The sequence below is a fragment of the Pseudomonas sp. GL-R-26 genome, from assembly GCF_019947365.1.
Lineage (GTDB): Bacteria > Pseudomonadota > Gammaproteobacteria > Pseudomonadales > Pseudomonadaceae > Aquipseudomonas.
Window position 1 is genome coordinate 117,690 of the sequence record NZ_JAGYGI010000008.1, and the last position, 17,139, is coordinate 134,828.

16 protein-coding genes are annotated in these 17,139 nt (G+C 60.8%); 11 read left to right on the plus strand and 5 right to left on the minus strand.

Annotated features, from left to right (window positions below; genetic code table 11):
- The first annotated feature begins 2 nt into the window (after nucleotides 1-2).
- From rlmH to KGA96_RS10805, 10 genes are all read left to right on the plus strand, one after another.
- Nucleotides 3-470: a 23S rRNA (pseudouridine(1915)-N(3))-methyltransferase RlmH gene (gene rlmH, locus KGA96_RS10760; protein WP_008052376.1), complete on the plus strand. Its 468-nt coding sequence runs from the start codon at nucleotides 3-5 to the stop codon at nucleotides 468-470.
- Nucleotides 471-480: 10 nt separating this feature from the next.
- A complete protein-coding gene (gene mrdA / locus KGA96_RS10765; protein ID WP_046041680.1) occupies nucleotides 481-2,376 on the plus strand; it encodes a penicillin-binding protein 2 in 1,896 nt (631 codons plus the stop codon).
- Between the two features lie 31 nt (nucleotides 2,377-2,407).
- A complete protein-coding gene (gene rodA, locus KGA96_RS10770) occupies nucleotides 2,408-3,511 on the plus strand; it encodes a rod shape-determining protein RodA (RefSeq protein ID WP_046041681.1) in 1,104 nt (367 codons plus the stop codon).
- Between the two features lie 17 nt (nucleotides 3,512-3,528).
- Nucleotides 3,529-4,539, plus strand: coding sequence for a lytic murein transglycosylase B (mltB, locus tag KGA96_RS10775; protein ID WP_046041682.1), 1,011 nt, complete (start codon nucleotides 3,529-3,531; stop codon nucleotides 4,537-4,539).
- Entirely contained in the window at nucleotides 4,539-5,549 is a 1,011-nt protein-coding gene (locus KGA96_RS10780) for a septal ring lytic transglycosylase RlpA family protein (protein WP_046041683.1), read from the plus strand. Before mltB ends, KGA96_RS10780 begins: the two co-directional genes overlap by 1 nt.
- A 336-nt stretch (nucleotides 5,550-5,885) precedes the next feature.
- Nucleotides 5,886-7,043 (plus strand): D-alanyl-D-alanine carboxypeptidase family protein, encoded by a 1,158-nt coding sequence (locus KGA96_RS10785; protein WP_046041684.1) that lies wholly within the window; start codon nucleotides 5,886-5,888, stop codon nucleotides 7,041-7,043.
- 87 nt (nucleotides 7,044-7,130) lie between these two features.
- The gene (locus tag KGA96_RS10790; protein ID WP_046041685.1) at nucleotides 7,131-7,406 is read left to right on the plus strand and encodes a DUF493 domain-containing protein; all 276 of its coding nucleotides are present in this window, start codon (nucleotides 7,131-7,133) and stop codon (nucleotides 7,404-7,406) included.
- Entirely contained in the window at nucleotides 7,406-8,053 is a 648-nt protein-coding gene (gene lipB, locus KGA96_RS10795; RefSeq protein WP_046041686.1) for a lipoyl(octanoyl) transferase LipB, read from the plus strand. The genes KGA96_RS10790 and lipB overlap by 1 nt, the downstream gene beginning before the upstream one ends.
- A gap of 25 nt (nucleotides 8,054-8,078) precedes the next feature.
- Nucleotides 8,079-9,077 carry a lipoyl synthase gene (gene lipA, locus KGA96_RS10800; protein ID WP_162130451.1) on the plus strand — a complete coding sequence of 333 codons (999 nt, stop codon included), beginning with the start codon at nucleotides 8,079-8,081 and terminating at the stop codon, nucleotides 9,075-9,077.
- A 173-nt stretch (nucleotides 9,078-9,250) separates the two neighbouring features.
- The gene (locus KGA96_RS10805) at nucleotides 9,251-10,201 is read left to right on the plus strand and encodes an LD-carboxypeptidase (protein WP_046041687.1); all 951 of its coding nucleotides are present in this window, start codon (nucleotides 9,251-9,253) and stop codon (nucleotides 10,199-10,201) included.
- A 131-nt stretch (nucleotides 10,202-10,332) separates the two neighbouring features.
- On the opposite strand, the gene KGA96_RS10810 is transcribed toward KGA96_RS10805, so the two are convergent.
- The 5 genes from KGA96_RS10810 to leuS form a co-directional block, all read right to left on the minus strand.
- The gene (locus KGA96_RS10810; RefSeq protein WP_046041688.1) at nucleotides 10,333-11,655 is read right to left on the minus strand and encodes a lytic murein transglycosylase; all 1,323 of its coding nucleotides are present in this window, start codon (nucleotides 11,653-11,655) and stop codon (nucleotides 10,333-10,335) included.
- A 61-nt stretch (nucleotides 11,656-11,716) separates the two neighbouring features.
- Nucleotides 11,717-11,881, minus strand: a complete 165-nt coding sequence (gene arfA / locus KGA96_RS10815; protein WP_046041689.1) for an alternative ribosome rescue factor ArfA — start codon at nucleotides 11,879-11,881, stop codon at nucleotides 11,717-11,719.
- 210 nt (nucleotides 11,882-12,091) lie between these two features.
- A complete protein-coding gene (holA, locus tag KGA96_RS10820; protein ID WP_046041690.1) occupies nucleotides 12,092-13,129 on the minus strand; it encodes a DNA polymerase III subunit delta in 1,038 nt (345 codons plus the stop codon).
- A gap of 40 nt (nucleotides 13,130-13,169) precedes the next feature.
- Nucleotides 13,170-13,775 carry an LPS assembly lipoprotein LptE gene (lptE, locus tag KGA96_RS10825; protein WP_223512744.1) on the minus strand — a complete coding sequence of 202 codons (606 nt, stop codon included), beginning with the start codon at nucleotides 13,773-13,775 and terminating at the stop codon, nucleotides 13,170-13,172.
- An 87-nt stretch (nucleotides 13,776-13,862) separates the two neighbouring features.
- Nucleotides 13,863-16,469 carry a leucine--tRNA ligase gene (leuS, locus tag KGA96_RS10830; protein WP_223512747.1) on the minus strand — a complete coding sequence of 869 codons (2,607 nt, stop codon included), beginning with the start codon at nucleotides 16,467-16,469 and terminating at the stop codon, nucleotides 13,863-13,865.
- 281 nt (nucleotides 16,470-16,750) lie between these two features.
- Here leuS and KGA96_RS10835 point away from each other — a divergent pair, with 281 nt between their 5' ends.
- Nucleotides 16,751-17,071 (plus strand): hypothetical protein, encoded by a 321-nt coding sequence (locus tag KGA96_RS10835; protein ID WP_223512751.1) that lies wholly within the window; start codon nucleotides 16,751-16,753, stop codon nucleotides 17,069-17,071.
- The last annotated feature ends 68 nt before the right edge of the window (nucleotides 17,072-17,139 follow it).

The window sequence follows — 17,139 nt, forward strand, 5'->3', positions numbered from 1 at the left end:
CTGTGCGACTGCGACTGATCGCCGTCGGTTCACGCATGCCCAAGTGGGTGGAAGAAGGCTGGCATGAATATGCCAAGCGTCTTCCGTCCGAGCTGGCGCTGGAACTGGTGGAAATACCGCTCAATACCCGTGGCAAGAACGCCGACGTGGCCCGTTTCATCCGCCAGGAAGGCGAAGCCATGCTGGCCAAGGTCGGGCCGAACGAGCGGATTGTCACTCTCGAAGTCCATGGCAAGCCCTGGAGCACCGAGCAACTGGCGGTCGAGCTCGATCGCTGGCGGCTGGACTCGCGCACGGTCAACTTCATGGTCGGTGGCCCCGAGGGGTTGGCGCCGGAAGTCTGTGCCCGGGCTGACCAGCGTTGGTCGTTGTCGCCGCTGACCTTGCCGCACCCGCTGGTGCGGATCCTGATCGGCGAACAGATGTACCGTGCCTGGACCGTGCTGTCCGGTCACCCTTACCACAAGTAGTTCTGCCCTCATGTCCCAGCCGATCCGCATCAAGGACCACGAAAAAGACGCCCGTCTGGTGCGTGGCCGCGTCGTGTTCGGGGCAATTGCGGTGGTCACGCTGATTGGCGTACTGATCGCGCGCCTGTATTTCCTGCAGGTGATCCAGTACGAGTACCACTCGACCCTGTCGGAAAACAACCGCGTCCATGTACAGCCGATTCCACCCACTCGTGGATTGATTTTCGACCGCAATGGCGTGGTGATTGCCGACAACCGGCCCAGCTTCAGCTTGAGCATGACCCGCGAGCGTTCTGGCGATTGGCAGCAAGTGCTCGACGTGATCGTCGAAGTGCTGGAGCTGACGCCCGAGGACCGGGTGATCTTCGAGAAGCGCATGCGTCAGGGGCGTCGGCCGTTCGAGCCGGTGCCGATCCTGTTCGAGCTGACCGAAGAGCAGATCGCCCGCATCGCCGTGAACCAGTTCCGCCTGCCGGGGGTGGAAGTGGTCGCCCAACTGGTTCGTCACTATCCCCAGGGCGCGCATTTTGCGCACTCGGTGGGCTACATGGGGCGGATCAACGAGAAAGAGCTCAAGTCTCTGGACCCGGTCAGTTATAGCGGCACCCATCAGATCGGCAAAACCGGCATCGAGCGTTTCTATGAGCCGGAGCTGCATGGTCAGGTGGGTTACGAGGAGGTCGAGACCAACGCTCGGGGCCGTGTATTGCGGGTGCTCAAGCGCACCGAACCGGTTTCCGGCAAAGACATCGTCCTGAGCCTGGACATCAAATTGCAGGAAGCCGCCGAAACCGCGCTCGGTGGTCGTCGTGGTGCGGTGGTGGCCCTGAACCCGAAAACCGGCGAGGTGCTGGCGATGGTCAGTCAGCCGAGCTTCGATCCGAACCTGTTCGTCACCGGCATCAGCTCCAAGGCCTATTCCGAACTGCGCGACTCCATCGACCGGCCGCTATTCAATCGCGTGCTGCGCGGTCTGTACCCGCCGGGTTCGACCATCAAGCCTGCCGTGGCGATTGCCGGCCTGGATTCGGGTGTGGTGACTGCCTCGACCCGGGTGTTCGACCCCGGCTACTACATGCTGCCCAACTACGATCACAAGTACCGCAACTGGAACCGCACCGGTGATGGTTTTGTCGACCTCGACACGGCGATCATGCGTTCCAACGACACCTACTTCTATGACCTGGCCCACAAGCTGGGGATCGATCGGTTGTCGTCGTATCTGTCCAAGTTCGGTATCGGTCAGAAGGTTTCCCTGGACATGTTCGAGGAATCGCCGGGTTTGATGCCGACCCGCGAGTGGAAGCGCGCGACCCGCCGCCAGGCATGGTTCCCGGGCGAAACGCTGATTCTCGGGATCGGTCAGGGCTACATGCAGTCGACCCCACTGCAGCTGGCCCAGGCCACGGCGCTGGTGGCCAACAAAGGCATCTGGAACCGTCCGCACCTGGCCAAGACCATCGAAGGCGAGAAACCGGTGGATCAGAATCCGATGCCGGACATCATCCTGCGCGACCCGTCGGACTGGACCAAGGTCAACCACGGCATGCAGCAGGTGATGCACGGCGCCCGCGGTACGGCACGCAAGGCTTCGATCGGTGCGCAGTACCGCATCGCCGGCAAGAGTGGTACGGCCCAGGTGGTCGCGATCAAGCAGGGTGAGAAGTACGACCGCTCCAAGGTTCAGGAGCGCCATCGCGACCACGCCTTGTTCGTGGGCTTCGCCCCGGCGGACGATCCGCAGATCGTGGTGTCGGTGATGGTCGAGAACGGTGAGTCCGGCTCCGGCGTCGCCGCGCCAGTGGTGCGTCAGATCATGGACGCCTGGTTGCTCGACCAGAACGGGCACCTCAAAGCCGAATACGCCAGCCCTAATAGCGCGGAGGCCACGGCCCGTGATGAATAATTTTGATCGCATGCTCTCCAGTGAGGATGTGATGCGTCGTCGCGCGACGCTGCTGCAACGCATGCACATCGATGGCGTGTTGCTGATTTTGCTGTTGACCCTGGCCGCCGGCAGTCTGTTCGTGCTGTATTCGGCCAGTGGTAAGAGCTGGGACCTGCTGGCCAAGCAGGCTACTTCGTTCGGCATCGGTCTGGTCTCGATGATCGTCATCGCTCAGTTCGAGCCGCGCTTCATGGCCCGTTGGGTGCCGGTCGGGTATGTGATCGGTGTGCTGTTGCTGGTGGTGGTGGATGTCATGGGCCACAACGCCATGGGCGCCACGCGCTGGATCAATATCCCTGGTGTCGTGCGCTTCCAGCCCTCGGAGTTCATGAAAATCCTGATGCCGGCAACCATCGCCTGGTATCTGTCCAAGCGCACATTGCCGCCGCAACTCAAGCATGTGGGTATCAGCCTGATGTTGATCGGGGTGCCGTTCATTCTGATCGTGCGCCAGCCGGATCTCGGTACGTCGCTGCTGATCCTGGCCGGCGGCGCTTTCGTGCTGTTCATGGGTGGCCTGCGCTGGCGCTGGATCCTCAGCGTGCTGGCCGCCGCTGTTCCCGTGGCGATTGCCATGTGGTTTTTCATCATGCACGACTACCAGAAGCAGCGAATCCTGACGTTCCTCGACCCGGAGAGTGATCCGCTCGGTACGGGCTGGAACATCATCCAGTCCAAGGCCGCCATTGGCTCCGGTGGTGTGTTTGGCAAGGGCTGGTTGCTGGGCACCCAGTCGCACCTGGACTTCCTGCCGGAAAGCCACACCGACTTCATCATTGCCGTATTGGGTGAAGAGTTCGGCCTGGTGGGGATCTGCGCGCTGTTGCTGATCTACCTGCTATTGATCGGCCGTGGCCTGGTGATTACCGCCCAGGCGCAGACATTGTTCGGCAAGTTGCTCGCGGGCAGCCTGACCATGACGTTTTTTGTTTATGTTTTCGTCAACATCGGTATGGTCAGTGGCCTGTTGCCGGTGGTGGGGGTGCCGTTGCCGTTCATTAGCTACGGAGGAACTTCGCTGGTGACGCTACTGTCAGCGTTTGGGGTTTTGATGTCGATCCATACCCATCGCAAGTGGATCGCGCAGGTTTGAATAAGGTGAAATTTTCAATGCAAGTAATGCGTGGCTGGGCGACTCGATACGCGCCATGGGTCGGCCTGGTAAGCATCCTTGGCACCATGCAGGAAGCGTTGGCCGGCGACTACGAAGGCTCACCCCAGGTGGCTGAATTCGTCGGTGAAATGACCCGCGACTACGGCTTCGCCGGCGAGCAATTGATGGGTGTGTTCCGCGAAGCCGAGCGCAAGCAGTCGATTCTGGACGCCATCTCGAAGCCCGCCGAACGGGTCAAGCAGTGGAGCGAATATCGCCCGATGTTCATCACCGATGCGCGCATCGCCCGGGGTGTGGATTTCTGGCGTCAGCACGAAGCGGTGTTGGCCCGTGCCGAGCAGGAATACGGCGTGCCGGCCCAGGTGATTGTCTCGATCATTGGCGTTGAAACCTTTTTCGGCCGTAATACCGGAAATTTCCGGGTGATCGATGCCTTGTCGACCCTGGGTTTCGACTATCCTCCCCGTGCCGAGTTTTTCCGCAAGGAATTGCGTGAGTTCCTGCTGTTGGCCCGCGAAGAGCAGGTCGATCCGTTGACGCTCAAAGGCTCCTACGCCGGCGCAATGGGATTGCCGCAATTCATGCCAAGCAGTTTTCGCGCCTATGCGGTGGATTTTGACGGGGATGGCCATATCAATATCTGGACCAACCCGGACGATGCCATCGGCAGTGTCGCCAGCTACTTCAAGCGTCATGGCTGGGTCGCCGGCGAACCGGTGGTCAGCCGCGCCGATGTCCGTGGCGATCAGGTCGACGAAGGTTTGACCGCAGGTATCGAACCGACGAAAACCGTCGGGGAGTTGCGAGCCCTGGGGTGGTCAAGTCATGATGCGCTGCGCGATGATATGCCGGTTACTGCGTTCCGCCTGGAAGGCGACAATGGCCCCGAGTACTGGATGGGCCTGAAGAATTTTTACGCGATCACGCGATATAACCGCAGCGTGATGTACGCCATGGCCGTACATCAACTGTCTGAACAGCTGGTCCAAGCACGGGGCGTCAAGTAATGCGGGCATTGCCTATCAATAAACCCCTGAAGCTGATGGCATTCGCCGCGCTGGCAGTGCTGGTCGCCAGTTGTTCGACCAGCCGCGCGCCGGCCCAGAAAACCAGCAGCACCGCGGTGCGCTCGACGCCGGGGCTGGACATCAACCGTGCCCACAAGGATGGCGCGCCATGGTGGGATGTCGATGTTTCGCGTATCCCGGACGCCACGCCGACCCTGCACACCGGCCCGTACAAGGCCAACCCGTACACCGTGCTGGGCAAGACCTACTTCCCGCTGCAAGAGTCCAAGACCTACGTGCAGTCGGGTACGGCGTCCTGGTACGGCACCAAGTTCCACGGTCAGAACACCGCCAACGGCGAAGTGTATGACCTGTACGGCATGAGTGCCGCGCACAAGACATTGCCACTGCCAAGTTACGTCCGGGTGACCAACCTGGACAACAACAAGAGCGTGATCCTGCGAGTAAACGACCGCGGACCGTTCTACTCGGACCGGATCATCGACTTGTCCTACGCTGCCGCCAAGAAACTCGGTTACGCCGAAACCGGCACCGCGCGGGTCAAGGTCGAAGGTATCGACCCGCAGCAATGGTGGGCCGCCAAGGGCCGTCCGGCACCATTAATGCTCAACGAACCTAAAGTCGCGCAGAATAGCGCCCCGGTGATCACGGCTTCGGCCGGCACCGTCGAACAATGGACGCCTCCGCCGCAGCAACACGCCGCCGCGATGGTGCCAGTGCAGCTTGATGCAAAAAAAAACGCTTCTGTACCAGCCTCTGGCCAGTATCTGCAGGTGGGCGCGTTCGCCAACCCGGACGCTGCAGAACTCCTGAGATCGAAGCTCAGCGGGATGGTGAGCGCTCCGGTGTTCATCAGCTCGATCGTGCGCAATCAGCAGACCCTGCATCGGGTTCGCCTGGGCCCGATCGGATCGCCGGGTGAAATTCAGCAGGTGCAGAACAGTGTGCGCCTGGCCAATCTCGGTTCACCGAGTGTTGTGACCGAGTAAGCCACGAAGTAATACGTAGAGCTTGATTGACGGTTCGTCTGCGGTATTGGGGGGCGAACCAGGTTGTTGACTCGTTGAAGAACAAAAGCCCGGCAAGGGTGACTGAGTGAACAGCTGAACACGCGATGACTCGTAGGGTTTGTTCGAAAACTCGCCGAGCGGCGATCAGACAAGGCAAAAACAGGCGAGGAAGCGGAGTGTAGGGGCCTACATGAGCATTCCGAGCCTGTTTTTAACGCAGCATGATCGTCGCGCAGGCAGTTTTCGGGCAAAGCCTGAAGGTTATTTGATTAGTTTTGCCCTTGGGCAGTTTCCATTAGCGATTTCGAGAGACGGATGAACATCACCACCTTTGCCAAACGCCTGTTCCTGCTAGTCCCGCTGCTTCTCTCACCTGCCGCATTCGCGGTCGAGATGATGCCTTCGCCACCACAACTGGCCGCCAAGGCCTATGTGCTCATGGATGCCAGCAGCGGCAACGTGCTGGTCGAGAACAACGGTGACCAGCGTCTGCCACCGGCCAGCCTGACCAAGCTGATGACCGCGTACATCGCGACCCTGGAAATCCGTCGTGGCCAGATCGGCGAAAACGATCCGGTGACCGTCAGCGAAAACGCTTGGCGTACCGGCGGTTCGCGGATGTTCATCAAGGTCGGCTCGCAGGTCACCGTCAGCGACCTGCTGCACGGCATCATCATCCAGTCGGGCAACGACGCCAGCGTCGCGCTCTCCGAGCACATCGCCGGTAGCGAAGACGCCTTCGCCGACCTGATGAACAAGACCGTCGCCGACCTGGGCATGACCAACACCCACTTCATGAACCCGACCGGCCTGCCGAACCCTGAGCACTACTCGTCGGCTCACGACATGGCTGTGCTGGCTCGCGCGATCATCCACGAAGACCCGGCTCACTACGCGATCTACTCGCAGAAAGAGTTCTTCTGGAACGGCATCAAGCAGCCGAACCGTAACCTGCTGCTGTGGCGCGACAAGACCGTCGACGGCCTGAAAACCGGCCACACCGACGAAGCCGGCTACTGCATGGTGTCTTCGGCCGTACGTGATGGCATGCGCCTGATCGCCGTGGTGTTCGGCACCAACAGCGAAGTGGCTCGTGCCGCCGAAACCCAGAAGTTGCTGACCTACGGTTTCCGTTTCTTCGAAACCCAGACCTTCTATCAGAAGGGCACCGAGCTGGCTCAGGCTCCGGTCTGGAAAGGCTCCACCAACCAGGTCAAGGCCGGTCTGGCTGAAGACCTGACCATGACCCTGCCAAAAGGCCAGCTGAAAAAGCTCGCTGCCAGCATGACCATGAACCCGCAGCTGGTCGCGCCAATCGCCAAGGGCGACGTGATCGGTAAAGTCGAAGTGAAACTGGACGACAAGGTGGTGCACAGCGCCGATCTGATCGCTCTGGACGCTGTCGAGGAAGGTGGTATCTTCCGCCGCATGTGGGATAGCATCCGTCTATTCTTCTACGGCTTGTTCAACTGAATTTAGTGTGCACCTGCATGGCTCCGCGCTGATCTGGCGCGCAGCCATGCCCGTCGCCACGGCTTACGCTTACGAGGCCGTTACGCCATGACCGATACCGAAGTAAAGGCGCCAAAGATCGAGTTCCCTGCCAATGATTACCCGGTTAAGGTGATCAGCGACACCGGCGCGGGCAACAAGGACAGAATCATCGACATCGTCCGCAAATATGCAACGATCAACGATGAGCGTGTTGACGAGCGCCAGAGCAGCAACGGCAAATACACCACCATTCAGTTGCACATCGTCGCGACCGACCAGGACCAGCTGTACAACATCAACAGCGAACTGCGGGCAACCGGTTTCGTGCACATGGTGCTGTGATGTCCGGTGTGCTGGGTTTTCGCGAGCTCGGCCAGATGGCTTACGAGCCGGTCTGGCATGCCATGCAGCGCTTCACCAACGAACGCGGCAACGATGCCGCCGACGAGATCTGGCTGGTGGAACACCCTGCGGTGTTCACCCAAGGCCAGGCTGGCAAGGCCGAGCACCTGCTGCTTCCCGGTGATATTCCGGTGGTGCAGGTCGACCGTGGTGGTCAGGTGACCTACCACGGCCCCGGCCAGCTGGTGGCTTACCTACTGCTTGACGTGCGCAAGCTCGGGTTTGGCGTGCGCGATCTGGTCAGCCGGATGGAGCAATGCCTGATCGAGCTGCTGGCCAGTTACGGTGTCACCGCCGTGGCCAAGCCCGATGCACCGGGTGTCTACGTCGATGGGGCGAAAATCGCCTCCCTGGGTCTACGGATCCGCCACGGCTGTTCCTTTCATGGCCTGGCCTTGAACGTGGACATGAACCTGGAACCGTTTCGACGGATTAATCCCTGCGGCTATGCCGGGCTGGCGATGACCCAGCTGAGCGATCACGCAGGATCGATTGAATTTGCCGAGGTAAGTGCCCGGCTGCGCGCGCAGCTCGTCAAACACCTCGACTATGCTGAGCAGACGACCCTGACGGGCGGAATCGACTGATATGACTACTGATGCAGTGCAAACCATGATCCCGACGCTCGATGTTTCCGAGCGCCCGGCCCCGCGTCCCAAGGTTGAAGCCGGCGTCAAGCTGCGCGGCGCCGAAAAGGTTGCACGCATCCCGGTGAAGATCATTCCGACCACCGAACTGCCGAAGAAACCGGACTGGATTCGTGTACGCATCCCGGTTTCGCCGGAAGTCGACCGCATCAAGGCCCTGCTGCGCAAACACAAGCTGCACAGCGTGTGCGAAGAGGCATCCTGCCCGAACCTGGGCGAGTGCTTCTCCGGTGGCACCGCGACCTTCATGATCATGGGTGACATCTGCACCCGTCGTTGCCCGTTCTGCGACGTCGGCCACGGCCGTCCGAAGCCACTGGACGTCAACGAGCCGGAAAGCCTGGCCATTGCCATCGCCGACCTGCGCCTGAAGTACGTGGTGATCACCTCGGTAGACCGCGACGACCTGCGTGACGGCGGTGCCCAGCACTTTGCCGACTGCATCCGTGAAATCCGCAAGCTGTCGCCGAACGTGCAGCTCGAGACCCTGGTCCCGGACTACCGTGGCCGCATGGACATCGCGCTGGAAATCACCGCCGCTGAGCCACCGGATGTGTTCAACCACAACCTGGAAACCGTGCCGCGCCTGTACAAGGCTGCACGTCCGGGTTCGGACTACCAGTGGTCGCTGACCCTGCTGCAACGCTTCAAGCAGATGATGCCGCACATTCCAACCAAGTCCGGCCTGATGCTGGGCCTGGGCGAGACCGACGAAGAAGTCATCGAAGTCATGAAGCGCATGCGCGAGCACGACATCGACATGCTGACCCTCGGCCAGTACCTGCAACCGTCCCGCAGCCACTTGCCGGTACAGCGTTTCGTGCACCCGGACACCTTCGCCTGGTTCGCCGAGGAAGGCTACAAGATGGGCTTCAAGAACGTTGCCTCGGGTCCGTTGGTACGCTCCTCGTATCACGCCGACGAGCAGGCCAAGCTGGTCAAGGCCGAGCTGATGTCGTCCTGATCGACGCAATGAAATGAAAAGCGCCCGCACGGCATCCAGCCTCGCGGGCGTTTTTTTGCCTGGCCCATGGCAATGGCTGTTTTTTCTGCAACCTGCGGGGCAACGGTACCTCTTCTGTTTGTCCCCGTTCCTGACTACTGTGTGCTGAAGATTTCACGCAGGGAGATTCACGGATGACCGCTCGACCGACCCACACCCTTTGCCCTCATGCTCCCGTCCCGGCACTGCCGTCGGAAGGCATGATCGGCGTTATCGCACCCGCCGGTCCCGCGCCGCTGGACACCGACAAGGCGGTGCAATGGATGCGTGCCCGGGGTTATTCACTGAAAGTGTTTCCCGGGGTCTACGAAAAAAACGGCTATCTGGCCGGTAGCGACGAAGTGCGACTTGGCGATCTGCACGCAGCGTTCGCCGACAGCGAGGTGGATGCGATTATCTGCCTGCGCGGTGGTTACGGCACACCCCGGCTGCTCGACCGCATCGATTTTGATTTGCTGCGTGACAACGCCAAGCCGTTCGTCGGCTACAGCGACATCACCGCGCTGCATCTGGCGATCAGTCGTTATGCCGGCTTCGTGACCTTTCATGGTCCGTTGCTCAATGCCGACCTGCTGGGTGACAAGCAAATACCTACCGAGTCTTCATTCTTCAACATGCTGCGCGGGCAGGTGAGGGCGGGCACGGTGCTGGCTCATCCGGTGGCTTACCCGCTGACCACGATCGAGCCGGGTGTGGCACATGGGCGCTTGCTCGGAGGCAATCTGGCCATGATCGCCGCGACCATGGGCACGCCCTACGAGATGGACGCCGAGGGCGTCATTCTGTTGATCGAGGACATCAACGAGCCGCTGTATCGCATTGACCGGTTGCTGACCCAACTGCGGCTGGCTGGCACGTTGCACAAGCTGCGCGGCGTGTTGGTCGGGGATGTGGCGGGGGTTGAGGTAGCAGCGCTGGACAGGTTGCTCAAGCAGACCTTCGAGCCATTGAAGATTCCGGTGCTGTCCGGGTGGCGCAGTGGGCATTGCGACCCGAACCTGACGCTGCCCATGGGGGCGTTGGTCAGGCTGGATGCTGGGAACAAGGAGTTGGTGTTGGAGCAGGATGTGGTGGTCGGGCGTTAGATTTTTATCGCCTGTCAGTCAGTCTTCGTCGGAACGCCGCCCGGAGCAAGCCCGCTCCCACAGTGTTCGCGTCGTACACAAATCATGTGAACGCCCCTGAACCTGTGGGAGCGGGCTTGCCCGCGAAGCTTTTAGCGGTTCCGCAACCCTTCCAGCAACTTGTGCGTCGGATACCCATCCGCCGGCCAGCCAAACGACTGCTGGGCGCTACGGATCGCCTTGCGGGTGTTGGCGCCGATGATCCCGTCGGCGGTGCCGGCGTCATAGTTTTGCCCGCTCAGCAGGTTCTGCAGCTCGATCCGCTCGGTACGACTCAGAGGCAGGTCATCCTTTGGCCACGTACCGCTGATCAAGCCAGCGCCATTGAAGCGTTCGGACAACAGGCTCACCCCCAGGGCGTAGGACGACGAGTTGTTGTACTTGAGAATCGCGCGGAAGTTGTCGAGCACCAGGAAGGCCGGGCCGCGGTAGCCAGCCGGCAATAGCAGTGCCGCAGACAGTTGTTCCGAGCCTGCCGGGACCTGGCCACCGTTGGGCAGCGTAACGCCCAGTTGGCGCCACTCGGCGACACTCTTGCGAATCGTGCCATCGGCCAGTACGTAGTTGAAACCGCTCGGTAGCTGGACTTCAAAGCCCCACGGCTGACCTCTCTGCCAGCCGGAGCTTTGCAGGTAATGCGCGGTCGAGGCCAGGGCATCAGCCGAACTGCCCCAGATATCGCGACGGCCGTCGCCGTCGAAATCGACGGCGTGGGTATTGTAGGTGGTCGGGATGAACTGGGTCTGGCCCATGGCGCCGGCCCAGGAACCCAGCATCTTCTCGGGTTCGATGTCGCCTTGTTGCAGGATTTGCAAGGCCGCGATCAATTGCGCGTGGGCGAAGCCGGGACGGCGGCCTTCGTAAGCCAAGGTCGCCAGGGAGTTGATCACCGACTTGCTGCCCTGGAACTGTCCGAAGTTACTCTCCATGCCCCACACCGCCACCAGTGCCTGGCGGTCGACGCCGTAGCGCTGCTCGATGTTTTGCAGGATGTCGGCGTACTGGATGATCAGCGACTGGCCTTTGCGTACCCGCAGCGGCGACAAGGCGCCGTCGAGGTATTCCCAAACCGGTTTTGCGAACTCCGGTTGGCTGCGATCGGCATTAATCACACTGGGGTCGAAGCTGACATTGGCGAAAGCGCGATCAAACAGATCGGCGCGGATGCCGGCGGCCAGGGCATCTTTGCGGAAACCCGCCTGCCATTCGGCGAAGGTCTGGGTTGGCTGGATGTCAAGGTTCTCACCGGTCGGAACCACAGGCGGAACAACCGCCGGGGCGGTAGCGACAGGAAGTGTCTGAAGCGGCTGAGCGTCGGCTGCGGTCGGTTTTTCCGCACAGGCGACAAGCAAAACAAGGCTGGAGGCAGCGATCAATTGGCGTAAGTGCCAACGACGGGGAAGACAAAAGGGCATGCACGGGTCCAGGGAATACGAATCAGGTACAGACCTTACCATGTCAAAGGGGTGTTCTGCTTTACGCAGCCAGAAAGTAAGAAGCCTCCCAGCTGTCAGACTGGAAGGCTTCGCGGCGGTAACTGCCTTTGCCCTTGGCCGGGCGTACCTGGCGGCTACGGAACAATGGCTGGGCGATGATGGATTTGGCCTTGTTGGGGCCATGCGTTGATGGCTTTTTGCTCATGATGAAGCCTCGCAAGTGAGTGGTTTTTGCGGGGCAAATCATCGGCCGAAGTTGGGGGGATGTCTAGTCCCTTGTGGCGAGGGGGCTTGCCCCCGTTCGGCTGCGGAGCAGCCGTAGAACCGGAGTGTGCGGTGTGCCTGGAAGAACTCAGTAACGAATGGGGGCCGCTTCGCGCCCCAGCGGGGGCAAGCCCCCTCGCCACAGAAAGCCTTACTCGGCAGGTAACGACAATCTTTGCCCGGCCATCAACAACGTCAACCGGCTCAAACTCATCCACGGCGAACCAGCTGCCTGGCCCTTGATCTGGGCATCGATGCGCTGCGCTTCGAGCAGCAGCTGCGCCCAGCGTTGGGCCGAGTAGCGCTGCAGGGCTTTGCTCACCAACGGTTTACGTTTGTCCCAGACCGGAGGTTTGGCCTGGCTGAAGGCCTTGTCCAGTGGCGTGCCCTGGCTGTATTGCAGGGAGATATTGGCCAGCAGGCGCAACTCCCGGGCCAGGGCCCAGAGAATCACCGGCGGCTCGACGCCTTCACCGCGCAACCCTTCTAGCATGCGCAAGGCGTGGGCTGCTTCACCATTGAGCACCGCATCGGTCAGGCCGAAGACGTCGAAGCGTGCACTGTCGGCCACCGCAGCCTGCACGGTTTCAACGGTGATCTGGCCGCCTTCGGCCATCAGTTTGAGCTTTTCGATTTCCTGGGCGGCGGCCAGCAGATTGCCCTCGACCCGTGCCGCGATCAGCTCAACGGCGTCCTGGCTGGCGGAAAGCCCGGCCTGGGACAAACGTTGGCGGATCCAACTTGGCAACTGGGCGACATCGACCGGCCAGATCTGCACGAACTGGGTCTGCTGTCCTTCGACCAACGCCTTGCCCCACTTGGTTTTCTGCGCGCTGCCATCGAGTTTCGGCAAGCTGATCAGCAGTACGGTGTCGTCGGCCGGGCGCGAGCAGTACTCGATCAGCGCGGCGGCACCCTTGTCGCCGGGTTTGCCGGAAGGCAGGCGCAGTTCCAGCAGACGCTTTTCGGCGAACAGCGACATGCTGGCACCGGCTTGCAGCAGCGTCCCCCAGTCGAAACTGGCGTCGGCGGCAAACACCTGGCGTTCATCGAATCCCTGCTGGCGGACGGCAGCGCGAACAGCGTCGGCCGCCTCCTGGCACAACAACGGGTCGTCGCCGCTGATGATATAGACCGGCGCAAGGGTGCCTTGCAGGTGTTTGGCGAGTTGGGCGGGGGCGAGCTTCATAAGAGGGGGGCGAACGGGGCGCCCGAGCGCCCCGTAAGTCTTACTGCTGCGGCAGTTCGATAGGCGACTGACGCGGGGTTTCCGCTTCAGCCTTCTTTGCCGCTTCCAGTGCCGCGGCATCCGCCTTGGCCTTGGCTTCGGCAGTCTGCTGCAACTGGTCCAGTTGGGCCGGGCTCAGTTGTTCCAGGCGCAGCATCATGCGCTGGACCATCTCCCGGCGGCCTTCTGTACGGGCCGTTTCAGCTTCCTGGTCAGAGCCCACCAGGTTGTTGCCGTCGTGCATGTAGATTTTCTGCACTTCAATCTTGTCGCTCATCAGTGGCAGATCGCCGCGACCACGGATGTCGTAGTTCAGCACGGTGGTGATCTGGTACTCGCCGGCACGACCGGCACCTGCGTAGCTGAGGATGCGCTGGTTTTCCTGTTCATTGGTCAGCACCAGCTTGTAAGGAGCGCCGGTATAGACCTTGACGCCGCTGCCAATCAGTACCTGACGCAACTGGGTAACGGTTGGGCCATAAGCGTTACGGGCGCTCAGGTCGAGTTCCTTGATCGCCAGTTCATTGGTGCCGGTGCCGCGCAGCTGGAAACCGCAGGCGCTCAGCAGAACCGCGAGGCCCATCACCAGCAGATTGCGTTTGATCATCTTGTTGCTCCCCTTGAAACCATGTGGGCCGATCAAGCGGCCCGAAAGGTTTTACTCGGCGCCAGGCTCACCTGGCGCCTGATCCAATTAGCTGGCGACGATATTGACCAGTTTCCCGGGCACTACGATCACTTTACGAATGGTCAGACCGTCGACGAAGCGCAGCACGTTCTCGTTGGCACGGGCGGCGGCTTCGACTTCTTCACGGGTGGCGCTGGCCGGCATTTCGATGTGGCCACGCAGCTTGCCGTTGACCTGAATCACCAGTTGCAGGCTGTCCTGAACCAAAGCGCTGTCATCCACCACCGGCCAGCCGGCGTCGATCACAGGTTCAGCGTGACCCAGTCGATTCCACAGCTCGTGGCTGATGTGCGGCGTGATCGGAGCCAGCAGCAGCGTCACGGTTTCCAGGCCTTCGTGAATCAGTGCGCAGTCCTGTTCGGTGCCTTGCGCGGCTTTTTCCAGCACGTTCATCAGCGTCATCACCTGAGCGATGGCGGTGTTGAATTTGTGGTTCTGGCCGACGTCCTGGCTGGCCTGCTTGATGGCCAGGTGGATTGAGCGACGAACGGCTTTCTGCTCGTCATTCAGGCCGGCGACGTCCAGTTTGCCCGGCAGGCCCTGAGTGACGTGGGCTTGAGCCAGGCGCCAGACGCGCTTGAGGAAACGGTGCGAGCCCTCTACGCCGGAGTCGGACCACTCCGCGCTCATGTCAGGTGGCGAGGCGAACATCATGAACAGGCGGCAGGTGTCTGCACCGAACTGGTCGATCATCGACTGTGGGTCGACGCCGTTGTTCTTCGACTTGGCCATCTTCTCGGTGCCGCCGATTTCCACCGGCAGGCCGTCAGATTTCAATTTGGCGCTGATAACCTTGGCTTTGCTGTCACGCTCAAGCTCGACGTCCGCCGGGTTGAACCAGGTGTAAGCGCCATTGGCTTCGCGGCGATAGTAAGTCTCGGCGATCACCATGCCCTGGGTCAGCAGGTTCTTGAACGGCTCGTTGGAGCTCACCAGGCCTTCGTCGCGCATCAGCTTGTGGAAGAAGCGCGCGTAGAGCAGGTGAAGAATCGCGTGTTCGATACCGCCGATGTACTGATCCACCGGCAGCCAGTGGTCGGCCGCCGATTTTTCCACCAGGCCGCCTTCAAAGTGAGGCGAGGCGTAACGGGCGTAGTACCACGAGGACTCGACGAAGGTGTCCATGGTGTCGGTTTCACGCTTGGCAGGCTGGCCGCATTTAGGGCAGCTGCACTCGTAGAACTCGGGCATGCGCGCCAGTGGCGAACCGGCGCCGTCGGGTACGACGTCTTCCGGCAGCACGACAGGCAGTTGGTCTTCCGGTACCGGCACGTCACCGCAAGTGTTGCAGTGGATGATCGGGATCGGGCAGCCCCAGTAACGCTGGCGGCTGATGCCCCAGTCGCGCAGGCGGAACTGGGTGCGCGAGGCGCCCAGCTCTTTCTTGATCAGCGCGACTTCGATAGCGTCGAAGGCACCCGCGAAGTCGAGTCCGTCGAACTCGCCGGAATTGATCAGCGTGCCGTACTCGCCGTAGGCGTCTTGCCATGGCGTCGGGTTGCTGTCACCGGAACTGGTGCGCACTACCGATTTGACCGGCAGGTTGTACTTGTGGGCGAATTCGAAATCGCGCTCGTCGTGGGCTGGAACCGCCATCACCGCGCCGTCGCCGTAGTGCATCAGTACATAGTTGGCGACCCATACCGGCAGTTTTTCGCCGGTCAGCGGGTGCTCGACGAACAGACCGGTTGGCAGGCCTTTTTTCTCCTGGGTGGCGACGTCGGCTTCGGCCACGCTGCCGCCCTTGCATTCAGTGATGAACGCTTGCAGCTCAGGATTGTTCTGTGCGGCCAGGGTGGCCAAGTGGTGTTCGGCGGCCACGGCGACGTAGGTCGCGCCCATCAGGGTGTCCGGACGGGTGGTGAAGACCTTCAACGCGCCGGTTTCGCCGATGGAATCGACGTTGTACGGGAACTGCACTTCCATGCCGCGGGATTTGCCGATCCAGTTGCGCTGCATGGTCTTGACCTGTTCAGGCCAGCCAGTCAGTTCGTCGAGGCTCTCCAGCAGCTCATCCGCATAGGCGGTGATCTTGAAGTAGTACATCGGGATTTCGCGCTTTTCGATCAGCGCGCCGGAACGCCAGCCGCGACCGTCGATCACCTGTTCGTTGGCCAGGACGGTCTGGTCGACCGGGTCCCAGTTCACGGTGCCGCTTTTCTTGTAAATCACGCCTTTTTCGAACAGGCGGGTGAACAGCCATTGTTCCCAGCGGTAGTAATCAGGCTTGCAGGTGGTCACTTCGCGCGACCAGTCCACCGCCAGGCCCAGGCTGCGCAGCTGGGACTTCATGTAGGCAATGTTTTCGTAGGTCCATTTGGCGGGCGCTACGTTGTTCTTCATCGCGGCGTTTTCCGCCGGCATGCCGAAGGCGTCCCAACCCATGGGTTGCAGAACGTTCTTGCCTTGCATGCGCTGGTAGCGGGAGATCACGTCGCCGATGGTGTAATTGCGCACGTGCCCCATGTGTAGCTTGCCGCTGGGGTAAGGGAACATCGACAGGCAGTAGTAAGTCTCCTTGCCTGGCTGTTCACTGACTTCAAAGGACTTTTGCTCGTCCCAGAACGACTGGGCGGCGGCTTCGATTTCACGGGGCTGATATTGTTCGTGCATGGCTACTTTTGAACTGAATAGGGGTGGCCTAATCCTCTTCAATGCAACGCTGGACGCTGATCACGCCGCATTGGCGTTTTCGATGCCCAGCCGAGCTGGAAGTGGAGTTACAGGAAGCGCCGTAGCATACATGACCGCGCTCTACCGAGGGAAACCCTGATTGCGGCCGCGCGTCTCGCAAAAACCGCTGCGAGGGCCGTTGGTCGCGGCGCTCAGCCGGTTTGTTCATGGAAGCTAAGCTCTAACTGGGGAGTAGGTCTTATCTTCCAATGAGGTGAGGGATGGTTGAGTCACAGCAAAAAGCTACAAAACCGGAGCTGTACGAAAGGCTGATCGATCGTTTGGCCCTGGCCCTGGAAGCGGCAAGAACTGCTGACCGGTTGCGCGACGTACGCCCTCTGGAACTGGAACTGCGTGGCCTGAGCTCCGCAGAGTTTGCACTGGTCAAGGCGTATCTGGATCGCAGTGAGCGTGAGACACACGGATGCTTGTCAGAGGCGGTAAAGCAACTCGATGCACCACGTTCGGCCAAGATCATCTGGCTCAAGGACAAAGTTCCCGGCAGAGACGCGGTAAAGGTCCGGTCTTTGCAGTTCAAATAAGACGCAGAGCGGTGCTCCATGGTTTTTTTGAAGCATAGTCCTCCTGTATTGATTGTCGCATTGCGCTA

Coding starts and splice junctions, on each gene's coding strand:
- KGA96_RS10780 (WP_046041683.1), top strand. CDS start 4,539: ATGCGGGCATTGCCTATCAATAAACCCCTGAAGCTGATGGCATTCGCC.
- lipA (WP_162130451.1), top strand. CDS start 8,079: ATGATCCCGACGCTCGATGTTTCCGAGCGCCCGGCCCCGCGTCCCAAG.
- leuS (WP_223512747.1), bottom strand. CDS start 16,469: ATGCACGAACAATATCAGCCCCGTGAAATCGAAGCCGCCGCCCAGTCG.
- lipB (WP_046041686.1), top strand. CDS start 7,406: ATGTCCGGTGTGCTGGGTTTTCGCGAGCTCGGCCAGATGGCTTACGAG.
- KGA96_RS10785 (WP_046041684.1), top strand. CDS start 5,886: ATGAACATCACCACCTTTGCCAAACGCCTGTTCCTGCTAGTCCCGCTG.
- lptE (WP_223512744.1), bottom strand. CDS start 13,775: ATGATCAAACGCAATCTGCTGGTGATGGGCCTCGCGGTTCTGCTGAGC.
- rodA (WP_046041681.1), top strand. CDS start 2,408: ATGCGTCGTCGCGCGACGCTGCTGCAACGCATGCACATCGATGGCGTG.
- mltB (WP_046041682.1), top strand. CDS start 3,529: ATGCAAGTAATGCGTGGCTGGGCGACTCGATACGCGCCATGGGTCGGC.
- KGA96_RS10790 (WP_046041685.1), top strand. CDS start 7,131: ATGACCGATACCGAAGTAAAGGCGCCAAAGATCGAGTTCCCTGCCAAT.
- mrdA (WP_046041680.1), top strand. CDS start 481: ATGTCCCAGCCGATCCGCATCAAGGACCACGAAAAAGACGCCCGTCTG.
- KGA96_RS10810 (WP_046041688.1), bottom strand. CDS start 11,655: ATGCCCTTTTGTCTTCCCCGTCGTTGGCACTTACGCCAATTGATCGCT.
- holA (WP_046041690.1), bottom strand. CDS start 13,129: ATGAAGCTCGCCCCCGCCCAACTCGCCAAACACCTGCAAGGCACCCTT.
- arfA (WP_046041689.1), bottom strand. CDS start 11,881: ATGAGCAAAAAGCCATCAACGCATGGCCCCAACAAGGCCAAATCCATC.
- KGA96_RS10835 (WP_223512751.1), top strand. CDS start 16,751: ATGGTTGAGTCACAGCAAAAAGCTACAAAACCGGAGCTGTACGAAAGG.
- KGA96_RS10805 (WP_046041687.1), top strand. CDS start 9,251: ATGACCGCTCGACCGACCCACACCCTTTGCCCTCATGCTCCCGTCCCG.